Raw genomic sequence first — 23,728 nt, forward strand, 5'->3', positions numbered from 1 at the left:
TGGTGCGATGGCGCGCGGGCGCGCCTTCCAGCCGAGCGCCGCGCGGGCCCGCGTGGACACGACAGCGGACGTGCGGCCATGGACGGAGCGGGCTCGGGCTCTAGATACGTAGTGAACCGATCGACGTGGAGGGGACCATGGCAGTACAGAGGAAGCAACAGAGGAAACAGAGGCGTGGCGGCAAGGAAGGCGGAGCGCGGGCGCTGGAGGCCCAGCCCCTCCTCCGCCAGCGAGGCAAGGAGATCCAGCCTTTCGGGACGGTCGTGGACTATCCGCTGGCGCTCGCCGCGAAGTCGCGCGCGGAGAGCATCCGGGCGCTGAATCAGATCCTGTCGGACACGCTCGTCCTGCGCGACATGTACAAGAAGCACCACTGGCAGGTGTCCGGGGCGACCTTCTTCCAGCTCCACCTGCTCTTCGACAAGCACTTCAAGGAGCAAGCCGCGCTGATCGACATGCTCGCCGAGCGCGTCCAGATGCTGGGCGGCGTCGCGATCGCCATGGCGCACGACGTCGCGGAGATGACGAAGATCGAGCGGGCGCCCCGCGGCCGCGAGCAGGTGCCCGCCCAGCTCTCGCGCCTGCTCGACGCGCACGAGCTCATCCTCGCGGAGACGCGCGAGGCGGTGAAGCTCACCACCGAGAACCGCGACGACGGCACCGCCGACCTGCTCATGAGCGACGTCCTCCGCACGAACGAGATGCAGGTGTGGTTCCTGTCCGAGCACCTCGTCGACACGCCGCTCGTCCGCGCCACCTGAGCGCCGGCACGCCGCTTCCCCCTCGCCGTCCAGCCCCCTCCCCGTAGAGCCCTCCTCCCCGTCCCGCCGCGCTCCGAACATTCGACAGGGCGCGCGTAACCTTTCCGGCCCCCCGATCGTGGTACCGCCAGGAAAGGGGTCATGTGATGCGTACTACAAAAGACGTGGTGGTGATCGGCGGCGGGCTCGCGGGCCTGGCCGCGGCGGCGTACCTGGGCCGGGCGGGTCGGTCGGTCGCCCTCGTCGAGAAGGCGCACGCGCCGGGCGGCCGCGCCTCCACGCAGGAGAGCCACGGCTTCTCGCTGAACCTCGGCGCCCACGCGCTCTACCGCGGGGGCGCGGCGCACGAGGTGCTCCGCGAGCTCGGCGTCCGGTTCACCGGCGCGGCGCCGTCCCCGTCGGGCGCGCTCGCGCTCGACCGCGGCGCCCTCCACACCTTGCCGTCCGGCGCCCTGTCGCTGCTCACGACGGGCCTCTTCCCCCTCGCCGCGAAGATCGAGATGGGGCGCGTCCTCGGCAGCCTCGCCGCGACGAACCCCGCGCCGCTCGCGGCGGTCCCGGTCTCGGCCTGGCTCCGCGACGCCTTCCGGACGCCCGAGGCGCGCCGCTTCGTCGGCGCGCTCGTCCGGCTGTCGACCTACTGCGCCGACGACGATCGCCAGAGCGCCGGCGCGGCGCTCGCGCAGGTGCAGCTCGCCCTGAGCCACGGCGTGCTCTACCTCGACGGCGGCTGGAAGACCCTCGTCGCCGGCCTGCGCGACGCCGCCGTGGCGGCCGGCGTGGAGATCCTCACCGGCGCGCGCGCGGCGCAGATCGCGGCCGAGGGCGGCGCCGTCTCCGCCGTGGAGCTCGCGAACGGCGACCGCCTCGGCGCCGGCGCCGTGCTCGTCGCCGCGAGCCCGCGCGCCGCGGCCGCGCTCGTGCCCGCGAGCGCGGCGCTCGCCGCGCACGCCGAGCGCGCCGTCCCGGTCCGCGCCGCGTGCCTCGACGTCGCCCTGTCGAGGCTCCCTCGCCAGCGCCCGGGCTTCGTGCTCGGCATCGACCGCCCGCTCTACCTGTCGGTCCACACCGGCGCCGCGCGCCTCGCCCCCGCCGGCGGCGCCGTGATCCACACCGCCCAGTACAGCCCCGAGCTCGCCGGCGGCGACCCCGAGCGCGAGCTCGAGGATCTGCTCGAGCGCGCGCAGCCCGGCTACCGCGGCGCGATCGTCGAGCGCCGCTTCCTGCCCTCGCTCATCGTCTCCAACGCCGTGGTCACGGCGGAGGGCGGCGGCCCCGCAGGGCGCCCCGGCGCCCGCGTCCCGGATCTCGACGGCCTCTTCCTCGCGGGCGACTGGGTCGGGCCGACGGGCATGCTCGCCGACGCGAGCCTCGCCAGCGCGCGGGACGCCGCGAGCGCCATCCTCTCGCGCCGCGCGCTCGACCGCGCGGCGTGACGGGGTTACCCGACGCTCCATGAGCAGCTCCACGGCCTCTCCTGCCCCGAGCGCCGGGCGCGCCGCCCCCGGCTTCGTCGCCGCGAGCTACCGCGAGCACGAGCGCTTCCTCTGGGCCCTCTCCTACCGGCTCACCGGCAGCGCCGCGGACGCGGACGACATCGTGCAGGAGACGTTCGTCCGCGCGCTGGAGCGCCCGCCCGCGCGCACCGGGGAGCCCGTCCGCCCCTGGCTCGCGCGCGTCGCGCTGAACCTCGGCCGCGACGCCCTCCGGCGCCGCAAGCGCCTCGCCTACGACGGACCGTGGCTCCCCTCCCCGATCGAGGCGGAGCCCGAGCCCCCGTCGTTCGAGATCCCGGGCAAGGAGGGCACCGAGGGCCGCTACGACCTCCTCGAGAGCGCGTCCTTCGCCTTCCTCATCGCGCTCGAGGCGCTGACCCCGCAGCAGCGCGCGGTGCTCCTGCTCCGCGACGTCTTCGACTACTCGGTGCAGGAGACCGCCGCCGCGCTCGACCTGTCGGAGGCCAGCGTGAAGACGACCCACCACCGCGCCCGCCGCGCCTTGGAGCCGTACGAGCGCGACCGCTGCCGCCCCTCACCCGAGCTCGTCGAGCGGTCGGGCGCGGCGCTCGTGCGCTTCCTGCAGACGCTGGCGACGCAGGACGTCGCCGCCATCGAGGCGCTCCTGAGCGAGGGTGTCCGGGTCATCAACGACGCGAACGGCGAGTTCAAGGCGGCGCGCCGGATCGTCGTCGGCCCGAACCGGGTCGCGCGGTTCTACGTCGGCCTGCTGAGGCTCGACGACCCCGGAGCGCTCCGCCACGAGCTGCGCCTCATCAACGGCCTCCCGGCGGTCGTCATCGAGCGCACGACCACCGTGGAGAAGCTGGCGCCGCGGTTCGTCATGCGCTGCGAGATCGACGCGCGCGGCCTCATCACCGCGATCCACTCCGTGCTGGCCTCGCACAAGCTGACGGCCGTGAAGGCGCTCGCTCCGTGAGCGCGACGGCGAGACCGGCAGGTGAGCAGCGAGGAGACAGCCCCCTGCCGGCCGAGCACTGGAGTGAGTCGTGTCGCGGGGCGTACTTCGGCCGGCGAAGTAGATACTGTTGGAGCAACATAGCGCCGGCTGGCGCTCATGTCCATAGCGGAACAGCCCGCTCGCTCAGGTGGCTTTGCCGCCTCCCTGGGCCCGTTCGCGGTGCGCCTCTGCGATGAAGTGACGAACCTCCTTGTCGATGGCGGCGATCGCTACCCCCTTGAAGGGGCGCATCAGGAGAGGCACGTCGAGATCCACGTCCACGGCGCCGGGGCGGAGCTCCATGCTGCCTTTCAGCTTGACGCCCTTCACCGAGAAGCCGAGCTCGGCGCGCTTCGCGTCGCGCCACACGAGGAAAGGCTCGTACTCGGCGTACCGCTCTCGGTATTGCGCGATCGCTCGTTCGGTCGCCAGCTTTGCCTCGCTGTCGCTCAGGTCGTGCTCAATCGTGTGCTTCATGATGGGACCTCGCAGTTCGTATCAGGGCACATCGCGAAAACCGGCCTGGGGACCGCGCGCCGTGAGGCGTCGCTCGCGGGCGCGGCGCCCGGCCGAGTTCCAACGGTGAGATATCACGGATGCGCGGGGCCTGCGGCCCTCTGGCGCTCGTCAGCGTCGCGCATCGCGCATGGCGCGCCGCGCTCTGTGACATTTCGCCACGCGGCGGAACCGCGGGTGTCTGTGGGCGGCCGACCGGGGCCATCGCCGTGAAGGCATCGTCACACCGGAGGGCGCCTTTCCACGGACCGGGGGCCGGCCCTGCGCCGGAGGCCGCCCTTCGGGCGCCCTGGCCCTGCGCCCCTCAGTGGCCAGTGGTCACCGAGCCCGGCCTCGCGTAAAGAGAGCCGCCGCCGTGGACCTCCTGTATTTCGCGCTGCTCTGCTCCGTGCTCATCTTCGTGCACGAGCTCGGCCACTTCGTGTGCGCGAAGATCTTCGGCGTGAAGGTCCTCACCTTCTCGATCGGCTTCGGCCCCCGGGTGCTGCGCCTGCGGGGCCGGGAGACGGAGTACTGCGTCGCGCTCCTGCCCCTCGGCGGCTTCGTGAAGATGCTCGAGGAGAACCGGCAGGAGGCCGTGCTCCCCGAGGATCGCAAGCGCACCTTCGAGTCCCAGGCGCTCTGGAAGCGCGTGATCATCGTCATGGCCGGCCCGGCGATGAACGTGCTCTTCCCGGTGCTGCTCTACTTCGCCGTCTTCATCGGGGAGACGCGCTTCGTCCCGCCGACGGTCGGCGTGGTCCTGCCGGGGCACCCGGCCGAGGGCCGGCTGGTCCCGGGCGATCGCATCCTCGAGGTCGACGGCGAGCGCGTCAGCACCTTCGCCGAGCTGCACCGGATCGTGGCGAAGAGCCCGAACCAGGAGCTCCGGCTCAAGGTGTTCCGCAACAAGACGCACGTCGAGGTCACGGTCGTCCCGGAGGAGAAGGTCGTCCAGAAGCCGCTCGAGATCGTGGACCGGGTGGGCGAGATCGGCATCCGGCCGAGCCGCCCCGCCGCCGTGGTGGGCGTCTCGCGGCCCGACTCGCCCGCGTTCCGGGCCGGGCTGCGCACGTTCGACGTCGTGACGGAGGTGCGCGGCACGCCCGTGAAGACGTTCGCCGACCTGGAGCTCGCGCTCGAGGAGAGCCGCGGCGCCACGGTGCCGGTCACGTACCTGCGGCCGGTCACGGTGCCGCGCGCGCTCGGCGGCCTGGCCGAGCTCGCCGTCTACGAGTCGGGCGTCGCCGCGCTGACGCCGGAGAGCGGCCACGGCGACCTGCTCGCGCGGACCGGCATCGAGCCGGCCGACCTCTACGTCGCCGAGGTCCCCGAGGGCTCGGCCGAGTGGGACGCCGAGCTCCGGCCGGGCGATCGCATCACGGAGGTCGACGGCGTCGAGGTCACCGCCTGGTCGACCTTCGTCGAGCGGCTCTTCGCGGCTCCGGACAGGCCGCACGTCATCACGTGGCAGCGCTCGGGCCAGCGCAAGAGCGGCACCATCGAGCTCCGCCGCGAGGACTGGATCGACGAGTACGGCCAGCACCGCCCGCGCTTCTACCTGCGCGCGTCGAACTGGTCGCCGATGGTGGCCGAGCCGTTCGTCGACAGCCCGTCGGCCTTCCAGTTCGCCCTGGAGAGCGCGATCGACGAGACGTACGACGTCATCCGGTTCATCGTGGTCGGGATCGTCCGCATCATGGAGGGCAAGGTCAGCATCTCCACGCTGGGCGGCCCCATCACGGTGTACGACGTGATCGGCGAGGAGGGCGCGAAGGGGGTCAGCTACTTCGTCTGGGCGATGGCGGTCATCTCGATCAACCTCGGGCTCATCAACCTGCTGCCCATCCCGGTGCTCGACGGCGGCCACCTCCTGTTCTTCACGTTCGAGGCCGTGCTGCGGCGCCCGCTGCCGCTGCGCGTCCGCGAGATCGCGAGCCTGGTCGGGCTCGTTGTGCTCATCGGCCTGATGGGCATCGCCTTCAAGAACGACGTCGAGCGCCGCTGGGACGTGATCCAGGGGCAATTCAAGGAGCTCGTTGGCTGACCGGGACCAAAGTGACGGGCGTGACGGGCGCGACGGCGGCCGCGGCGCGGCGCGCCCGCCGCCTCCGCCCGAGAGCGCGCCGCGCGCGGTCGCGGCGCGCGTGCTCGCGCGGGTGTGGGGCTCGGACGCCTTCGCCTCGGCGGCCCTCGACGCCGAGCTGCGCCGCGCGCCGGCGCTGGACCCGCGGGACATAGGCCTCGCGACGGAGCTCGTCTACGGCGTCCTGCGCGCGCAGGCGGCGCTCGAGGCGCGCATCGCCGAGTTCGCCGCGAAGAGCCGCTGGACGGCCGACCCGCTGGTACGCGCCCACGTGCTGATGGGGGCGTACTCGCTCTGCTTCCTCGATCGCGTCCCCTCGTTCGCCGCGGTCTCGGAGGCGGTGGACGGCGCCCAGGCGGCCGGCGGACCGCGGGTCGGCGCGTTCGCGAACGCCGTGCTGCGCCGGCTCGCGGCGGCCGTGGAGTCCGGCGGTCGCCCGCCGCTCGCGAGCGCGGTGGTCGCCTCCGCGCCGGGGTGGCTGCGGGGCGCCCTGCGCCGCTCGCTCGGCCGGGCCGCGGCCGAGGCGTTCCTGTCGGCCGGCCCGGTGCCGCCGCCGACCGGCCTCTGCCTCGCCCCCGGCGAGGACCGCGGCGCGTGGCTCGAGGCGCTGCGGGCCGCCGCGCCCACCGCGACCTTCGAGGCGGGGCACGTCTCACCGGCCGCGATCGTCGCGCGGGGGGCGGGTGATCTCCGGCGGCTCCCGGGCTTCGGCGCCGCGTGGATCGGCCAGGAGGAGGGGGCGCAGGCGCTCGCCTTCGCGCTCGGCGCGCGGCCCGGCGAGGCCGTGCTCGACGCCTGCTCCGGCCGGGGCAACAAGTCGTGGCTCCTGTCGCGCGCGGTGCTGCCTTCCGGCGCGGTGGACGCGGCGGACCTGTACCCCGCGAAGCTCTCGCAGCTCCGCGCGGCGCTGGGCGCGCCTCCGGCGAGCGCGGAGGGCGAGGGCGCGGGCGCGGAGGCCGGCGATGCGCAGGCCGGCGCGCGCGACGGGCTCGGGCGGGCCGCGGCCTCCGTGCGCGAGACCTACGCCGTCGACTGGACGGTGGGCGCGGGCGACGTCCCCGAGGGCTACGACCGGGTGCTCGTCGACGCGCCTTGCTCCGGCGTGGGCACGCTGCGGCGGCGCCCGGAGATCGCGCTCCGGCGCGAGGCGGACGATCTGCCGCGCCTGGCCGACCTCCAGGTCGCGATCGCGCGCCGCGCCGCGACCCGCGCCCGGGACGGCGGCCGGCTCGTGTTCGCTGTGTGCAGCGTGCTGCGCGAGGAGTGCGAGGCCGTGGCGGCGCGGCTCGCGGCCCCGGCGGACGACGACCTCGGCGTCAGGCTGGAGCCGGCGCCGTTCGACGCGGAGCTCGCGCGCGAGCTCGCGGGCGGCGGCGACGCGTTCCGGCTGCTGCCGCACGTGCACGGCACGGACGGGTATTTCGCCGCGATGTTCGTCGTGCGGCGGTGACGACGCGCGACGACACGTGACGGCGCGCCCGTCCGCCGTCCTTGTACGATGGTGGGTGGATAAGAGCAGCTTGACTTCCGGACAACGTTTGGACTTGCTAACGACGTTTTGGCGGCAGCTGCCCATCCACGAAGCGCCGCCGCGAGCTGTCGGCAGATGTAAGGAGGTGGGGTTATTGGTGCGATAGCCGCAATTTGTCTCCGCGGTGTTTCTTATCGCTGGGCACTCGCTTCGTGACACCGCACACTCGTACGGTCAGGGAACTTAACAAACCTTCTGAGTAGCGTGAATCCTGCGCCGAACCTCCTGCCCAACACCCCGTCCGATCTCGGGCCCGGGTCCGTGTTGGGTCGTTACGAGCTGCTGCTGCCGATCGCGGCGGGCGGCATGGCCATGGTGTGGGCGGCGCGGCTGAAGGGGACGCGCGGCTTCCAGAAGATCGTCGCAGTGAAGACGATGCTGCCGACGCTGTCCGAGGACGACCAGTTCGAGCGCATGTTCCTCTCGGAGGCGTCGCTCGCGTCCCAGATCCGGCACCCGAACGCCGTCGAGATCCTCGACCTCGGCGAGCAGGACGGCGTGCTGTTCCTGGCGATGGAGTGGATCGACGGCATTCCGCTCAACCAGGTGATGAAGGTCGCGAAGCGGCAGAGCGGCATGCCGATCCCGATCGCGGTGCGCATCGTGGCGCAGGCCTGCGCCGGCCTGCACGCCGCGCACGAGCTCAAGGACAAGAGCGGCAAGCTCGTCGGCCTGGTGCACCGCGACATCTCCCCGCAGAACATCCTGGTCACGTACAACGGCCTGGCCAAGGTGGTGGATTTCGGCGTGGCCAAGGCCACCGCGCTCAACGACAGCACGACGCAGGCCGGGCAGCTCAAGGGCAAGGTGAGCTACATGGCGCCGGAGCAGGTGCGCGGCGACGCGATCGACCGGCGCGTCGACGTGTTCGCGATGGGCATCGTGCTCTATACGCTCACCACCGGCAAACACCCGTTCCGCAGGGAATCCGAGGGCGCGACGCTGTTCGCCATCTCGTCCACGGACCCGGTGGAGGCGCCGCACGAGTTCCAGGCCGACTACCCGGCGTCGCTCGAGGCCGTGCTGATGCGCGCGCTCGAAAAGGAGCGCGACGAGCGCTACGCCACGGCCAACGAGCTGATGCGAGCGCTCGACAAGGCGCTTCCGCCGAGCCAGCGAGCCACCGACGAGGACGTCGCCAATTTCGTCCGCGAGCTGTTCGAGGACCAGCAGGAGCAAACGCGCGCGGCCCTCACCGAAGCGCTGGAGCGCGCCGACCGCAATCAGCTGAGCAACCACCCGGGCAGCTCCGACGTGACCGGCCGGAGCCCCTCGTCGGTGAGCGCCTTCAGGACCGTCAACCTCCGCGGCGCGGCCCGGGACGTGGCCGGACAGAGCGCGCTCGACGACGAGATCCCGCCGTTCGCGCGCCCCAGGAGCCGCGCGCTGCCCGCCGTCGTGATCCTCGGTCTCCTCGCCGCCGGCGGGCTCGCCGTACTGCTCCAGAGCGGCGACGCGCCGGCCCCTCTTCCTTCCGGCGCCGCGCCCGCCGCCCCGGCGTCCACCGCCCCGGCGCCCGCGCCTTCCAGGGCGGAGGCGCCCTCTGCGACCGAGCCCGGCGCGCCCCCGGGCGAGCCCTCTGCCACGGTCTCGGCCAGCGCTGCGCCGGCCCCGGCGCCGACTCCGGTCCCGGCGTCACCCGCGCGCGCGACGCCCCGCCGTCCGACCAAGCCCGCCGAGCAGAGCAGCTCGCCGACCCCCACGCCAACCCCCACGACACCGAAGTCGTGGAAGCACGATCCGGGGTTCTAGCACCCCGCTCTGGACGAGCTCGGCTCCCTCAGAATGTTCCTGAGAGACTCGCGCCGATCTCGGATCCGCCCGCGACGGGCACGAGCTCGAGCGAGGTTTTCTCGGGCTGCTTTGGCTTCCTGTTCTGAAGAAGCAAGATCGCGGTCGCGGTGCCGACCGCGACGACGCCGACGCCCAGCGCCACCTGCGCGCCGTAGTGATAGAATTTGAGGTCGTCGTAGCGCGACTGCATGGAGGGCGGGCACGACTTGCCGTCCGCACCGCAGGCGTCTTCCAGATCCTTGAGCGCTCCCTGGCGGAGCCCGAACAACACCCCGGAGCCGATCAGGCTCGCGGCGCCGACGCCCCCGATCACGTACGGCACCACCTTGGACGGCGGCCTCTCCCGCAAGGCGCCCGCCTGGATCAGCAGCTCTTGCGGCAATGCTTCGAGCGTCACCTCGACGCGCGCCACCCCCTCCTCCTTCAGCTCCACCGTTTGCTGAAACGGCTTGTAATTGGGGGCCTTGGCGGTGAGCGCGTGAGGCCCGGGATCGAGCGGCACCTCGACGCCGATGGACGTCGCGCCGAGGGCGACGCCGTCGAGCGCAATGGCCGCGGAGGCCGCCCCTTTGCCGCGCACGATGACGAGCTTCGGGATCCGGGCGCGCAGCCGGCCGATCGACTGCTCGACCTCGGCCCGAAAATCGGGCCCCACCGTGTCGGCCTCCGCGAGCGCCAGCTCGTAGCCACCGAGCGCGGTCACGAGCCGCCCCAGGTTCTCCTCGCACACGGCGATGTGGAAGCGCACCTGAGGCGTCATCCGCACCTGGCCGACCTCGCGGAACCGCTGCAGGGCCGCGGCCCAGTTGCCCGCTTGCTCGAGCTCGGTCGCCTGCTGAAACTGCGCGCGGGCTTGCTTGAGCGCGTCGGTGTCCTCGGCGAGCGCGGGCGCCTCGAGCAGCAGCAGCACCGCTGCGACGCGGAAAATTCGCGGGAAATTCCTCATGCGGCGCTTGCCATGGTGACTTGACGCCTCCGCTCCTGTCAACGTGGCGCCGCGCGCGTCGACGTGGCGGCGCGGTCTTCGGCCGCGCACGTCGACGTGGCGGCGCGGGCTTCGGCCGCGCACGACGCCGCACCGCGTCGTGGTCGAAGGTGCGCGCGCGCCGGCGGAGGTCCAACGCGCGGATCCTGACGCCGTCTTCTCGATTTCTGGCCGCGAAATCCGCTCGCGAATGGTACTTTTGTCGCTGGATGTCGACCCCTAGCTTTGGCTTTCTGCGTCGCTTCGCCCTGCTCCGCGCGTTCTCGGCCGCCGCGCTGACGGCGGGGATCTTCGCCGCCGCCGCTTCGTGCAGCGTGCCGGACTTCGAGTTCGCGTCGGTATCCGGCCCGCCGGCGCACTGTACAGACGACGTGCAGTCCGACGGCGAGACGGGCCTGAACTGCGGCGGCGAGTGCGACCCCTGCCCGCTCGGCTCCGGCTGCGCGGCGAGCCGCGACTGCGCCGAGGGCGAGTGCATCGACGGCGTCTGCCAGGAAGCGGGTTGCATGAACGACGCCCGCGACGGCTCGGAATCGGACATCGATTGCGGCGGCAGCTGCGACAAGAAGTGCACGACCGGCCAGAAGTGCAACCGGGCCAGCGACTGCGAGAGCGGCGTGTGCCAGGAGGGCCAATGCGTCGCGGCGACCTGCACCGACGGGGTGCCCAACGGCACCGAGAGCGACGTGGACTGCGGCGCCGACTGCGGGGGCTGCCAGGACGGCAAGAACTGCCGCTCGAGCGCGGACTGCCTCAGCGACGATTGCATCGACGGGGTGTGCGGCCCCACCTGCTCGGACGGCTACGCCAACTGCGATCGCCAGGCCGGGGGCGAATGCGAGGTGAACGTCCGCACCGACACGAACAACTGCGGCAGCTGCGGCCTGAAGTGCGCGTTGCCGAACGCGACCGCCGAGTGCCAGGGCGGCGCCTGCAAGGTCAAGGCGTGCGAAGCACCCTACGCCGACTGCGACGGCGATCCCGAGAACGGCTGTGAGGTGAACACCTCGACGGACTCGAGCCACTGCGGCGGGTGCGACGAGCTGTGCCCGGCCGCGAACGGCGACGCGTATTGCGAGGCGTCGGAGTGCAAGATCGCGTGCGACGCGGGCTTCACCGACTGCAACGACCAGGTCGTCGACGGGTGTGAGAGGGCGACTACCCGTGACGTGTTGCACTGCGGCGGGTGCGGCATCGAGTGCGTGCCCGAGGCGGGCGGCAGGCCCTGGTGCCGCGACGGCGTTTGCGGCGAGACGATTTGCCCGGCCGGCAGGGGCGACTGCAACGGCGACCCCGAGGACAGCTGCGAGGTGAATCTGGCCGCCGATCCGGAGAACTGCGGCACGTGCGGCGGCCTGTGCACGGTCGCCAACGGCACCGGCAAGTGCACGGCCACCGGCTGCGCCATCGGCAGCTGCGAGCCGGGCTTCGCCGACTGCGACGGCAGCTACGACAACGGCTGCGAGACGAGCACGGACACGAGCCTCAGCCACTGCGGCGCCTGCGGCGAGACCTGCACCATCGCCGGCGGCACCCCCAAGTGCGAGGGCGGCGACTGCAAGGTGCGGACGTGCAACAGCGGGATGGGCGACTGCGACGGCAATCCGGACAACGGCTGCGAGACGAACGTCAACTCGAACCAGACCCACTGCGGCGCCTGCGCGGCCGCCGGCGGCGTCAACTGCAACACGATCTACGCGAACGCCACCGCGACCTGCCAGGGCGGCGCGTGCTCCTTCGCCGGCTGCAAGGCGGACTACGGCAACTGCAACAGCTCGCTGACCGACGGCTGCGAGGCCAACGTCAGGACCGACGAGGGGAACTGCGGCGCCTGCGGCACCCAGTGCAACATCATCCACACCACCAGCAACCTGTGCCTCGACGGCACCTGCAACCCGGTGTGCACGAGCGCGCAGTACGACGACTGCGGGGTACCGAGGAACGGCTGCAACATCGACCTGTGGGACGACGAGAACAACTGCCTCGGCTGCAACCTCGTGTGCCAGAGCGGGGCCAGCGCCCACGTCGCCAGCAATCAATGCAGCTCGTCGGGCTGCAACCCGGTGTGCAGCGGCCTGTGGCGCAACTGCGACGGCAACGGCATGAACGGCTGCGAGAAGGACGTCTCCGGCGACGTCAACGCCTGCGGCGCCTGCAACACCCAGTGCCTCCAGGCGCACGCGAGCGCCACCGCCTGCACGGCCGGCACCTGCGTGCCCACCTGCGACCCGGGCTGGAAGGCTTGCGGCGACCCCAGCGGCGGCTGCACGACCCAGCTCGGCACCGCCAGCAACTGCGGCGACTGCGGCCACGTGTGCTCGGGGACGAGGTCCATCTGCTCGAACGGCAACTGCGTCGTCTCGCCGGACATCGTCGTCGTCAACTCGGGCACGACCGGCACCTTGAGCACCATCGGGAACTCGGCGCCCACCATCAACGTGAGCCACGCCCTGCAGACACCGCGGGACAACGATCGCATGGTCCTTGTCGGGATCGTCGCCTCCGAGAACTCGCTCGTGCCGGTGAGCGTCACCTACGACGGCACGCCGATGACGCTCTTCAACACGCGGCAGGCCGACAACAACTCCGCCGCGCACATCTACTACCTCCTGGACAGCCAGCTTCCGGCCGCCACCGGCAACAAGCCCGTGGTGGTGCAGATGGCGAGCTCGAACACCTGGGGCGTGTACTTCGCCAACGTGGTGGAGCTGAAGGCCGTGCACCAGTCGAACCCGTTCGCGAGCGCCACCACGACCGGCATCCACACCAACGCGACGGACTGCAGCGGCACGGTGTCCCGAGGGGTCAGCACCAACTTCAGCGCGACCAACTCGTTCGTGTACACGGTGATGGCGGCGCGCAACGCCAACACCGGCGCCACCATCAGCCCCACCGCGGCGACCTCCACCATGAACCGGCGCCTGACCGATCCGACGACCATGGTCGCGCTGGCCGGCTATCTCGTGGCCAGCTCCAACACCACCATCTCCTGGATGGTGAGCGGCTGCTACAGCACCGCCGGCGTCGGCGTCGCCGTTCGGCGCGCCAGCGGCGGCTGAGCGCCTCGAGGCGAGTCAGCCGGAGACAGGCGAAACCGAGCCGACCTCCGCGCTCTCGTCGACAGCAGAGGAGGCTTTCAGCAAAGACCGCGGAATCGTCGACACGCCCACATGCGGCCAGCGCGAGCATGGCCGCGGCGATCGACGCCGAGAAGCCTGTCAGGCGGTTTTTCTGCGCGGCATCTCCTCCCTCAATTCACAGGAACTACGCCGAACTCTAGAGCGGTTCCCACCTGCCCCTCGTACGAGCGTCGCAGAGCGGCGGTCACCCGCACAGGAGACGGGTCCAGATCGACGTTTTCGGCGCGGAAGCGCACTCCAGTGCGCTGAGCACCGAAAACGTCGAGATGGGCCTGTATCCGAAGCGGGTGACCGCCGCTCTAAACGCCACCGGTCGGCGCCAGCTACCTGACCAACCGCACCACGACGAAGTCGCGCCGCCCGCGGACGGGTCCGAAGCCGAAGTCGCTGGAACCGTCAAGCTTGCCGGCGAGGTAGACGGAGTGCTCTCCTCCCGTGCAGACGGCGAAGAAGCGTCCGATAGCGTTGAAGACCTCCGGTTCGTCCGGCGTGCCGTCGGCGGCGAAGCGGACGAGCATCGGGTTGTCCGCAACGTGGAAAGCGCCGCCCGTGATGAACACGCTACCGTCAGCCGCGACGGCGGAGGCTCGTGCGTCATAGTCGTAGTCGGCCGCGTCGCCGAGGAGGGAGCTCCACAGCGGCTCGCCGCCGGGGCCGAAGCGAGCCGCGAAGAGCTTCGTGGAGTCGCCCGCGTTCCGCGGGCCTTCGCCGAAATCGGCCGTCCCGTTCATGTTACCGACGATCAGGGCGCCGCCGCCCCTCACGCCGTTGATGTCGCTTGCCAGTGTGTAACCATCATCACCAAAAAGTTTGCGGGTCAAGAGCTGTCCGGTCGGTGACACCTGCGTCAAGTACGAGCCGGAGCCCTCCGACAGACCGGCGTGTCCCGTGAGCCAAACGGTCCCATCCCTGCCGAGCGCCATTCCGGTTGCGTTCGTCATGGGCCAAGCGTCGAGGTCACCTCTCGGGGAGAACACCTGGCTGGCGACATAACCGCCGTCGGCGTCGAGCGTCAGTAAGAAGGCCGTGTCCTCACCGGCGGCGTGGACGCCGCCTCCGAAGTCGATCGCACTGCTGACATAACCCGAGACGTACACGTTGCCGTTCGGCGCCACGGCCGCGCTCTCCGCCCCGTCGTACCCGGCACCGCCGAAATGTCGCGCCCAGATTACCTCGCCGTTCGCCGCGACCTTCATCACGAACATGTCGGGGCCCCAGTTCTCGTTCGTGGGCACCCAGATCTCGTCGCGGACGACGACCGTCGTGCGGTACGTGCCGACCGCGATGATCGACCCGTCGGCGACCGGAGCAATCCCGTTCACCTGCGTCTCGTAAGCGGCGCTGCCGAAGCTCTTGGCCTGCACGAGCTCGCCGCTCGGCGAGAGCCACAGCAGCACGGCGCCGGCGTGGTCCTCGCCATTCAACGAGAGGGTGCCATCCGCACCGCCGCCGACCACGAGCCGCCCCTGTGCGTCGAGCGCCGCCGCATAGAGGCTCTCGTACTCGCCGTCTCCGCGGAACACGACGCTGTAACCGGGGCCGTCCTCCGCAGGAAAACCGACGCCGGGGCCGTCACCTCCCGCACCCGGGCCCCCCGAGCTACTGGCGCCGGTCGAGCCCACCTCTTCGCTGGAGCCGCTTGTTCCCGCGGCGTGACCGCCGCCAGCGCTTCCTTGCTCGCCGCCCTCGCCCGCGCCCGCGCTCGGAGACGAACCGTGCTCCCCTTCGCCGAGCACTCGCACGACCCTCCCATCGCACGCGACCGTCACCAGCGCCGCCGCGAGGAACCAACGCGCGGACAGCCCCCGCCGGTGCCAACGCCCACGCCCGTCGCCACTGCTCCGCCCGATGACCGATATCACCATGAAGCCAAATCTATCATGAATACCCGAGCGCCCTCTACGCTCCGCACCCATACGCCCCAGTTGCAACCATCACCGCTCCGGCATCCTTCGGCGCTCACCAGAAATGACCTACCTGCGCTCGCGGTGGCTCAGGCCCTCGCGGTGCTGGGCGTGGACCTCGGCCCGCTGCTCACGCTTCGCGACCTCCGGCATGGCCTGGAGACGTGCATCCGCCTGAGCAACATGGGTAGCACCAGCATTCAGCCCCGAAGCGATGAAGCGGTATCTGCGAGCTCTGCCGTACGGCAGTGACTCTGCTGTAGCTCGCCGCAGGCGAGGTCTCCGCCCCGCGCGTGGCGCCGCGACCCGGGCAGGCAAGCACGGTCGCTCGACGATCACGACGGTCTTCCCGCGCCAGCCATTGTCTCCCCGCTCTACCACCACTGCGTCACGCATATCGGGCAAATGCGCGATTTTGTTCAGGATCTACCGCTACGTCACGAGGTCAAGAAGTCGAATGATTCCAATGGATTACATGCGCGCGTGACACAGTAGTGCTAAGCCGCCCCCCTCGCCCCTTCCGCAAGCGCTCACCTCCCCCTTGGGAGAGGGCGCGCCCCTCTTCCGTGCCCCGCACCCGTCTCTCGCCGCCTCGGAGGCCGGTCGACTCGACGGTCGGGCGAACCCGACCCCGCCGTGTCGCCCGCCCTACAGCCGGCTGTACCGTGCCGCGCGCGTGTGAGAGGATCGCCCACGCCTATGAAGAGGATCAAGCTCAAGCTGCACAGCGATGAATACCATCTGAGCGCCGTCGGCTTCCTGTTCGAGGCCCCTGCGCCCGCCGCAGATCCGGAGGGAGTGAAGCCGTTCTCGATCCGCAACACGGTATTCCCGGAATTCGATCTCGAGCCCGGCAACTACGTTTTCCGCTTCAGGATCCGGAACGGCAGCGGCAAGTTCCAGCTCTTCGCCTTCGATCCCAAGACGAACCAGAGCACCCGCGCGGAATACGACACGGCGAGCGGCGCCGACGGCCTCACGTTCCGGTTCACGGTGGCGCCGTGAGGGGCGCTCTCCTGCTCCGGCGCGCCGCCGCGCTGCTCTCGCTCGCGCTGGCCGCGCCCGCGCCCGCGCTCGCCCAGGGCGCGGGGCAGCCGTCGGCTCCTGTGCCGCCGGGCGCTCCGCCCGCCGCGCCCGTCCGGCCGGCCGCCACTGCGCCCGGCGCCGCCACTGCGCCCATCCCGCCCGCCGCCGCGCCCCCTGCCGCTGCGCCCGGCGCCGCCACCGCGCCGAGTGCCCCCGCCGCGCCGAGTGCCCCCGCCACGCCGGTGCCAGGCGCCGGCGCGGCCGTGGCACCCGCGCAGCCGGGCCGCGCCGTTGCGCCGGTCGCCGCGGCGGCGGCGAGCGCCCCCATCGCGCCGCTCGCGCCTGCCGGGGGCGCGGCCATCGCGCCGGCCGCCACGGGCCGCCAGCTCGTCTACCTCGTTCCGGTCGGCGTCACGGGCAGCTCCGGGGGCGCGGCGCTCGCGCGGGTCGGCTTCGGCGTGCTGGCCGGGTTCGGCGAGGTGACGGATCCGACGGCGTGGGATGTGAGCGCCGTGATCGAGGCCGAGGTGGCGGCCGAGGACGGGCTGGCCACGCTGATCGGCTCCTCCGGCACCGACGACGCGGCCCAGACGCCCACCGGCACCCTGCGCCTGTCCGCCTCGTTCGCGCGGCTCGACTTCGAGGGCGAGGGCAGCTCGGCCTTTCCCCCGCTGATCCTCTACGTCGGCGGCGCGGTCGGCCGCACCCGGTTCAGCTACCTGGGTCCGGGCCCCGAGCGGCGCGACAAGAGCCTGCCGCCGACCTACGCGCCGCTCGAGCTCACCGCCGTCCCCTGGAGCGTCGGCGCGGCGGCGGTCTACGTCGGCGAGGGCGGGAAGAAGCTCGCGCCCACGCTCGAAGGGCAGATCAAGTTCGACTCGCGCTGGACCGCGTCGGCGGACACGCTCGAGTGGTGCGAGCCCGCGGGCGACGTCGTCCACGGCGTGGATCCGGTCACCCAGTCCCCCACCTTCGCCCCTGCCACGCGCTGCAGGCAGGAGGTGCTCGGCGCGCCGATGCAGAGCCAGGAGCTCACGATCGCGGCGCACGCCGGGCTCGTCGACAAGGTGGCGAACGCCACGTTCCGCGCGGCGCTCGGCGCGAGGGTGGCGGTCGCGCTCAACGACGAGGCGCCCGCCGATGTCCGCCTCAGCCTGCGCGCCCCGGTCCACGTGACGCTGGCGCGCGCGCCGGTGGGGACGGAGTACCGCGGGCTCATCCGGCTGATGCCAGCGCTCAACGTGATCCGTAGCTCGACCGGAGGCACGGACGTCAGCGGCACGATCGAGATCGCCTTCCTCGGCCAGCGCGCGATGTTCGCCGACAACTACACCGACCTCTGACGCAGGGCCGCGACGCGCCCTCGCGGCCGCCGCGCCATTCTCCCGCGTTGCGGCGCCATCTCCCCGCGCACGGCCGCCACGCCTCCGCCCCCGCGAGCCCTGCCGCCGGACGCAGCGCCCTCGGCCTGGGCGCCTGCCCCGCCCGGCACCTTTCTTGGCCCACTGCGCCAGCATCCGCTACCGACGCACGAGAGCAGCGGAGGTGCACCCGGAAGCAGCATCGGGTGGGCCGCCGCGGCTCGCTAGGGAGACAGCGATGGGCCCGAGCGCAGCGTACAAGGTGGAGGGGCTTGGCGACGGCGTGCCGGCGTCGGGCGGCGCGGAGGGGCGCGGGCAGGGGCAACTGAGCAGCCTCTGCAGCGCCCCCACGATGCCGTTCACGTCGCACGCCGGCGGCGCGGAGGAGGCACCGGCGGAGTCGAAGCCCTGGTGCATCGACCGCGGCGACTTTCTGGAGGCGATGAGCACGGTCACGCTCTGGCGCGCGCTGGAGCTCGGGGAGCTCCCCCACAGCACGCGCGTCTGGCGCGAGGGCCTCGAGTGCTGGACGCCTGCCGGCGACGTGAAGGCGCTCGGCTGGACCATTTCCCAGCCGCCCCCGCGCGACGAGGCGCCTGCCCTCTCCGCCGCGGGCGAGGCGCCCGAGTCCACCGGCCCGCTCAGCTTCGCGCTGACGCCGGACGACCTCAGCTCCGTCGCGCCCCGCTTCCACCAGGACGCCCCCGCGAAGGCGCGCGGCGAGCGCGCCGAGGCCTTCACCCTCGGCCGGTTCCCGCTGGCCGAGGCCGTGCTGCGGCGGGACAGCCCCTCGCAGCCGATTTCTCTTGATATTCCGTCCTGTTTCCCCGCGGCCCCCTCGTCCCCGCCCGACACGCTCCCGAGCGCCGTGGCGCCGAGGCCCGGCGCCGCGAAACCCGGGCTCGGGCCGGCGCGTGGCGCGCGCGACGCGGATCCGACGCCGCGCGGGCGTGTGTCGGGCGCCTGGTCGCGGCTCGCACGGCGCGCCCGCGTCTCTCGCGGCGCCGCCGGAGCGGCCGCGGGCAGCGCGGCGCTCGTGCTCGTGCTGGGCCTTTCGGTGCTGAGCGTGGTCGCCCCTGGGGCCTCGCCTGCGAGGCCTGCGGCCGCGCAGGCTGCGCACCTCGGCGTGGCCCAGGGCGTCGCGACCGCCGCCGCGCAGGTCGCCGTACCTGCCCCGGACCTCGCCGCGAGCGCCGGCGCTGCGGCGCTTGCCGTGGCGGCCCCGGCGCGCGACGGCGCGGCCGTGGCGACCCCGGCGCGCGACGGCGCGACGGCCGAAGCGGCCCCGGCGCGCGACGGCGCGACGGCCGACGCGACGTTGGCGCGCGAGGAAGCGGCCGCGACCCCGGGCGAGGACACCGGCGCGCCCGCGCTGCCGCTCCACCGGGCGGAGAAGGCCTCGGCGTCCGGCGCGAAGCCGGCGCCGGCGGGTCGCCGCGAGCGCGGGCAGTTCCGCCTGAGGCGAGGCCGATCCGAGGCGGACGCCACGCGCGGCATCAGCTATCCGGCCCGCAGGGCCGACTCATGGCTCGGGACGGGTGCCATCCTGCGCGACTCGCGCTAAGGTGCGCGCCGCGCGGCGGTCGGCTCCGTCCCGCAGCACTCCGGCGTCGTTCAAGGGCAGGACGGGGGACTTTGAATCCCCTAATCGTGGTTCGAATCCACGCGCCGGAACCATCGAGCCCCCGCGCCCTCTGAGGGGGGTCATGGCGGCCGATCTTCATCGAGTGGGCGAGAGCGCCTCGGGTGAGGTCGCACCGCCTCGCGGGTGCGTCCTGCGCCGTCACCTGCTCGCTATTGTCTGGCGCGGTCGAGCCGGGGTTGTTTACCGTGGTCTCACCGAGGGCTCTGCGCCTGCCGCGCGGCGTGCGCGAGCCCCTGGCTCCTGGAGGACCGGACGGCGTGTCGAGCGATGAAGGGGCCCGCGGACGCGGAGCCCCTACCCATGTAGATACGGACCGCGAAGGCGGCTCTCCGTCCGCTGCGGGCGCGGAGCTCGGGCGCGCGTCGGCGGCGCCGCTCGAGGCGGGCGAGGCGCAGTTCATCGCGCGGCTCGTCGCGCGTGACGAGAGCGCGTTCAACGAGCTCGTGATCATGTACGAGCGCCGCGTGTTCGCGCTCGTCTACCGCATGCTCGGCCGGCGTGACGAGGCCGAGGACGTGTCCCAGGAAGTCTTCGTGCAGGTCTTCAAGGCGATCGATCAGTTCCGCGGCGAATCGAAGCTCTCGACGTGGATCTATCGGATCGCCGTGAATCTCTGCAAAAACCGGACGAAGTACCTCTCGCGGCGGCATGCTGGCGCCCAGGACGACGTCGACGCCATGGCCGAGCGGGTGCCGCTGTCCGCGGCCAAGGGCGTGAGCGTCGGCGACGTGAGCCGCCCTGACGAGCTGGTGGAGGGGATGCAGCTCGAGGCGGTCGTGAAGCGCGCCATCGGGCAGCTCGATCCCGAGTTCCGGGAGGCGCTCATCCTTCGCGACGTGGAGGACATGTCGTACGAAGAGATCGCCTCGGTCACGGGTTTGCCGGACGGGACGGTGAAGAGCCGGATCCATCGCGCGCGCGGCCAGCTCCGCGCGCTGGTCGAGAAGATGATGGGCGAGAAGGTGAGAGGCGGGAAATGAGCGGAGCGGACGACCCGAAGCGCACGGGGCGAGCCGAGGAGCCGGCCGCTTCGGGCGCGGAGAGCGGCGGCCGTCCTTCGGCTCCCCCCGTGGAGCGCCCGCCCGCCGCCGCCGCGCCCCTGAGCGACCTGCCCGAGGACGGCGACCTGCCCGAGGACGGCGATCTGCCCGAGGACGGCGACTTGCCGCTCGTCGACGAGCTGGATCTGCGCGAGCTGGTCCGAGGGGCGATGCGTCCGCCGCCCGCGGCGCCGCCGAGCCTTCTGCGCGGAGTGCAGCGCCGGATCCGGGTGCGCTCGCGGGGGAAGTTCTACGGCGACGGCTGGAGCACCGCGCGTTCGCCGCGCTCGACCTACCTGATGACGAGCCTCTTCATGCTCGCCCTCATCGCCTTCGTCTTCCTGGTCCTGATCCCCTGGAGCGGCGGCGCCCTGCCCTGATCACCGTCGCCGAGCGGCGGTCACCCGCACAGGAGACGGGCCCAGATCGGCGTTTTCGGCGCGGAAGCGTGCTCCAGCACGCTGAGCACCGAAAACGTCGAGGTGGGCCCGTATCCGAAGCGGGTGACCGCTGCTCACTGGGTCCAGCGAACGAGGACGCAGGTCACGTTGTCGGGGCCGCCGTTCTCGTTCGCGCGCTCGATCATCTTGGCGGTCGCGACCTGGATGTCCTGATGCTCCGTCAGGATCTGCGTCATCTCCAGATCGCTCACCGGCCCGGAGAGCCCGTCCGAGCAGAGGACGTACGTGTCGTTCAGCTGCGGCACCTCGAAGCGGGTGTCGACCTTGACCGTGTCCTTCATCCCGAGCGCGCGCACGATCACGTTCTTGTGCGGGAAGTTCGCGATCTCCTCGGGCGTGAGCCGCTTCATCTTGATGTAGTCGTTGAGGAGCGAGTGGTCCTCGGTGAGCATCTCGAGCCGGCCCTCGCGGAAGCGGTAGACCCGGCTGTCGCCGACGTGGGCGACGTAGACGCCGTCGTTCGCCGTGAAGATGCCGACGAACGTCGTCCCCATTCCCCGCTTCTTCGCCTCGCGCTGCGCGGTCTCGTAGATCCGCAGGTTGGCGAGCTTGATCCCCGTGATCAGCCGGTTCTCTTCGTAGCCCTTGGACCGGTCCATCTTGTAGGGCCAGGTCCGCTCCGGGTCGTCCTGCGTCTGGGCGAAGAAGTCCTGCATCGCGTCGACCGCCATCTTCGACGCGACCTCGCCCGACGCATGCCCCCCCATTCCATCGGCGACCATGAAGAGGCCGTACTCCACCATGATGCCGAAGTTGTCCTCGTTGTGGTTGCGCTTGCGCCCGACGTTCGTCTCGCCGGCCACTTCGATTCGAAACGTTTGGGACACGGATCACCCGATCGATGGCCCCGCGCGAGGCGCGGGGTTGAATGAGAACCGCGAGCGCGCCCGTCCGAGCCGCTCGAGCCCGATCCTGGAGGTTCGGTTGACGGAGTGTCAACCGGATCGGGCCCGAGCGCCGAGCTTATAGAATCCGCGCGCGGCCCCGCATCATTTTTTGCTTACTTGCGGTACTCCTCGGTCGCCTTGCCGCTCGAGCTCGGCGGCGGGAGCTCGGCCTCCGGCCGCCTCGCCACGGCGGCCGACGGATCCGGCGCGGCGCGGAGCACGACCGTGACCTGCCGGTACTTCCCGCGGCTCAGCAAGGTGAGCGGGACCTTCTCGCCGACCGCATGCGTCCGGATGGCGTCGGAGAGCGCCTCGGGGCTCGTGACGGGCACGCCGTCGACGGCGAGGATCATGTCGCTCTCCGCGCGATCGCCGCCCGTCAAGCGGGCCTCGTCCGCAGGGCTCTCGGGGTGCACCACGGTGACCCGGACCCCCTTCGCGACCGGCGCCACCTCGCTGACCCCCTGGATCCCGAGCCACGCCGCGGGCGGCACGGCATCCTTCGGCACCGCGCGAAGGAACGCCCTGACCGCGCTGATCGGCACGCCGAACGCGACGGGCGTGCAGGGCTTGCCCTCGTTCGGGGCGCAGCCGCGGCCCAGGATCGCGACCACGCGGCCGTCCTCGTCGATGATGGGCGCGCCCAGATCGAGCGGCGAGACGCGCGACCCGAGCTCGATCGCGCGCTCGAGCGGCCGGTCGTCGCCGCCGATCAGCGTCTTGTGCGATCGCAGCACGAGCGCGGTGGCCGCGACCTTGCCGCGCGCCGCCGAGAACGAGCGGATCTGCGCGTCCGGCCGCACCGGATCGCGCGACGAGGCGGTGAGCCCCTCGGCCCACTTGCCGGTCTGCGGCACGAGCAGCGCGAGATCCCACACGCGGTCGTGGTGGCCGAGCTTCACCCGCACGGTGGTCCCGTCGGCGAGGCGCGCCGTGAGGTCGTTGCCCGCGCCGAGCGGCGAGAGCGCCGTCAGGATGCGCCCATCGCCGGCGAGCGCCGCGCCGAGGCCGAGGACCTGCCCGCCGCGCTCGATGACCACCACGCCGCGCGCGGCGCGCTCCTCGACCGGCGGCTCCGCCTTGTCCTTCTCGGCCGGGCCCCCCTTCGGCTCGGCGGCGGCCGCCTTCTTCTCCTTCCCGCCCCCGCTGGCCCGGGTCGGGAGCACCACCCGCTTGCCGGACGGCGGGGCGTCACCCTCCCCCCGAGCCTGCGCCTCGCCCGGCGCGCCCTGCGCGAGCGCCGCGGGGGCGGCGAGCGCTGCGGCGGCGGACACGGCAGCGGCGAGCGCCAGCGACCGTCTCCATCGCTTCACACGCGACATGTCAACGGGATCGCTCGGCGCCGCGCCGCGGGGCGCGGCGGCGTGTGTGACACCAGGCGGGCTTGTCTCGTTCATAAGCGCGGCTCCTGAGGCGACGGCCGATTCTGCTGCGGCGGAGATCGCATTGCAAAAGGCAAAGGCCGGACCGCGCTGTACCGTGGGATCGGGCACCGGAGTCCGCCGGGGGCGGGGGTCGAAAAAAATCCGGTCACGAACTCGGGGGACGGGGACACATGGCCGGCGATGAGGCAGCGATGGCAGCTGGATTAGCGCTCGTTGGGTCGGAGGGCGACGCGCGGGCCGACGAGGCGCGCGCGATCGAGGGGCTGATCGGGACAGGCGACTTCCGGGAAGCGCTGGCGCGGTGTGCGAAGGCCTACGCCATGCCGCTGGGCCGGCTGTGCATGGCGTTCACGGGGTCGCAGGCCGAGAGCGAGGAGCTGGTGCAGGAGACGCTGCTCGCGGCGTTCGATGCGTTCCCGCAGTACCGCGCCGAGGGGAGCGTGCGGGCCTGGCTCTTCGGGATCGCGCGGCGCCTCTGCGGGCGGCACACCGAGCTCAGGGCGCGGCGCGAGGCGCGGCTGCGCCTCGTCCACGACACCCGGCCGCGGCCCGACGCGAGCGAGCTCGCCGCGGAGCGCGAACGGGCCGAGCGCGCCCGCGCCGCGCTCTCGCGGCTCAAGCCGAGCGAGCGCGAGGCGGTGGTGCTGCGCTTCGAGGCGGGCCTCTCCTTCAAGGAGGTGGCCATCGCGTGCGGGATCGACGAGGCGGCGGCGCGGAAGCGGGTGAGCCGCGCGCTTTCGCGGCTCAGGGCCGAGCTGGGCGAGGAGTGA

Annotated in this window: 18 protein-coding genes and 1 tRNA gene; 14 read left to right on the forward strand and 5 right to left on the reverse strand. The window is 72.2% G+C overall.

What is annotated here, in order from left to right:
* Nucleotides 1-137 precede the first annotated feature (137 nt).
* From WMF34_RS40035 to WMF34_RS40045, 3 genes are all read left to right on the forward strand, one after another.
* Nucleotides 138-761 (forward strand): Dps family protein, encoded by a 624-nt coding sequence (locus WMF34_RS40035; protein WP_437991101.1) that lies wholly within the window; start codon nt 138-140, stop codon nt 759-761.
* A 146-nt stretch (nt 762-907) separates the two neighbouring features.
* A complete protein-coding gene (locus WMF34_RS40040; protein WP_437991102.1) occupies nt 908-2,197 on the forward strand; it encodes a phytoene desaturase family protein in 1,290 nt (429 codons plus the stop codon).
* 19 nt (nt 2,198-2,216) lie between these two features.
* Nucleotides 2,217-3,197, forward strand: coding sequence for a sigma-70 family RNA polymerase sigma factor (locus WMF34_RS40045; protein WP_437991103.1), 981 nt, complete (start codon nt 2,217-2,219; stop codon nt 3,195-3,197).
* A 165-nt stretch (nt 3,198-3,362) separates the two neighbouring features.
* On the opposite strand, the gene WMF34_RS40050 is transcribed toward WMF34_RS40045, so the two are convergent.
* The gene (locus tag WMF34_RS40050; protein ID WP_012240496.1) at nt 3,363-3,695 is read right to left on the reverse strand and encodes a polyhydroxyalkanoic acid system family protein; all 333 of its coding nucleotides are present in this window, start codon (nt 3,693-3,695) and stop codon (nt 3,363-3,365) included.
* A gap of 394 nt (nt 3,696-4,089) precedes the next feature.
* Here WMF34_RS40050 and rseP point away from each other — a divergent pair, with 394 nt between their 5' ends.
* From rseP to WMF34_RS40065, 3 genes are all read left to right on the forward strand, one after another.
* Nucleotides 4,090-5,760 (forward strand): RIP metalloprotease RseP, encoded by a 1,671-nt coding sequence (rseP, locus tag WMF34_RS40055; RefSeq protein ID WP_157907246.1) that lies wholly within the window; start codon nt 4,090-4,092, stop codon nt 5,758-5,760.
* A complete protein-coding gene (locus WMF34_RS40060) occupies nt 5,753-7,249 on the forward strand; it encodes an RsmB/NOP family class I SAM-dependent RNA methyltransferase (protein ID WP_437991104.1) in 1,497 nt (498 codons plus the stop codon). The genes rseP and WMF34_RS40060 overlap by 8 nt, the downstream gene beginning before the upstream one ends.
* Nucleotides 7,250-7,534: 285 nt before the next feature.
* Nucleotides 7,535-9,082, forward strand: coding sequence for a serine/threonine-protein kinase (locus tag WMF34_RS40065; protein WP_012240499.1), 1,548 nt, complete (start codon nt 7,535-7,537; stop codon nt 9,080-9,082).
* Nucleotides 9,083-9,110: 28 nt separating this feature from the next.
* Here WMF34_RS40065 and WMF34_RS40070 read toward each other — a convergent pair whose 3' ends face one another.
* Nucleotides 9,111-10,193, reverse strand: coding sequence for a PEGA domain-containing protein (locus WMF34_RS40070; RefSeq protein ID WP_437991105.1), 1,083 nt, complete (start codon nt 10,191-10,193; stop codon nt 9,111-9,113).
* Between the two features lie 125 nt (nt 10,194-10,318).
* Between WMF34_RS40070 and WMF34_RS40075 the strand changes: the two genes are divergently transcribed.
* On the forward strand, nt 10,319-13,168 hold the full coding sequence (locus WMF34_RS40075; RefSeq protein WP_437991106.1) for a hypothetical protein: 2,850 nt from the start codon (nt 10,319-10,321) through the stop codon (nt 13,166-13,168).
* A 404-nt stretch (nt 13,169-13,572) separates the two neighbouring features.
* On the opposite strand, the gene WMF34_RS40080 is transcribed toward WMF34_RS40075, so the two are convergent.
* Nucleotides 13,573-14,991, reverse strand: coding sequence for a hypothetical protein (locus tag WMF34_RS40080; protein ID WP_437991107.1), 1,419 nt, complete (start codon nt 14,989-14,991; stop codon nt 13,573-13,575).
* An 861-nt stretch (nt 14,992-15,852) separates the two neighbouring features.
* Between WMF34_RS40080 and WMF34_RS40085 the strand changes: the two genes are divergently transcribed.
* From WMF34_RS40085 to WMF34_RS40110, 6 genes are all read left to right on the forward strand, one after another.
* Nucleotides 15,853-16,158: a hypothetical protein gene (locus WMF34_RS40085; RefSeq protein ID WP_012240503.1), complete on the forward strand. Its 306-nt coding sequence runs from the start codon at nt 15,853-15,855 to the stop codon at nt 16,156-16,158.
* On the forward strand, nt 16,155-17,522 hold the full coding sequence (locus tag WMF34_RS40090; protein ID WP_437991108.1) for a hypothetical protein: 1,368 nt from the start codon (nt 16,155-16,157) through the stop codon (nt 17,520-17,522). The genes WMF34_RS40085 and WMF34_RS40090 overlap by 4 nt, the downstream gene beginning before the upstream one ends.
* 256 nt (nt 17,523-17,778) lie before the next feature.
* Entirely contained in the window at nt 17,779-19,104 is a 1,326-nt protein-coding gene (locus tag WMF34_RS40095) for a hypothetical protein (protein WP_437991109.1), read from the forward strand.
* 39 nt (nt 19,105-19,143) lie between these two features.
* Nucleotides 19,144-19,217 (forward strand) — tRNA-Gln (locus WMF34_RS40100).
* A 225-nt stretch (nt 19,218-19,442) separates the two neighbouring features.
* Nucleotides 19,443-20,165, forward strand: a complete 723-nt coding sequence (locus tag WMF34_RS40105; RefSeq protein ID WP_437991110.1) for a sigma-70 family RNA polymerase sigma factor — start codon at nt 19,443-19,445, stop codon at nt 20,163-20,165.
* Nucleotides 20,162-20,605, forward strand: coding sequence for a hypothetical protein (locus WMF34_RS40110; RefSeq protein ID WP_437991111.1), 444 nt, complete (start codon nt 20,162-20,164; stop codon nt 20,603-20,605). Before WMF34_RS40105 ends, WMF34_RS40110 begins: the two co-directional genes overlap by 4 nt.
* 134 nt (nt 20,606-20,739) lie before the next feature.
* Here WMF34_RS40110 and WMF34_RS40115 read toward each other — a convergent pair whose 3' ends face one another.
* Together WMF34_RS40115 and WMF34_RS40120 are read right to left on the reverse strand one after the other, a co-directional pair.
* The gene (locus tag WMF34_RS40115; protein ID WP_012240508.1) at nt 20,740-21,513 is read right to left on the reverse strand and encodes a Stp1/IreP family PP2C-type Ser/Thr phosphatase; all 774 of its coding nucleotides are present in this window, start codon (nt 21,511-21,513) and stop codon (nt 20,740-20,742) included.
* A gap of 173 nt (nt 21,514-21,686) precedes the next feature.
* Nucleotides 21,687-22,895, reverse strand: coding sequence for a S1C family serine protease (locus WMF34_RS40120; protein ID WP_437991112.1), 1,209 nt, complete (start codon nt 22,893-22,895; stop codon nt 21,687-21,689).
* Between the two features lie 254 nt (nt 22,896-23,149).
* Between WMF34_RS40120 and WMF34_RS40125 the strand changes: the two genes are divergently transcribed.
* Nucleotides 23,150-23,728: an RNA polymerase sigma factor gene (locus tag WMF34_RS40125; RefSeq protein ID WP_437991113.1), complete on the forward strand. Its 579-nt coding sequence runs from the start codon at nt 23,150-23,152 to the stop codon at nt 23,726-23,728.

This window comes from Sorangium sp. So ce145 (assembly GCF_051525985.1).
Classification (GTDB): domain Bacteria; phylum Myxococcota_A; class Polyangia; order Polyangiales; family Polyangiaceae; genus Sorangium; species Sorangium cellulosum_B.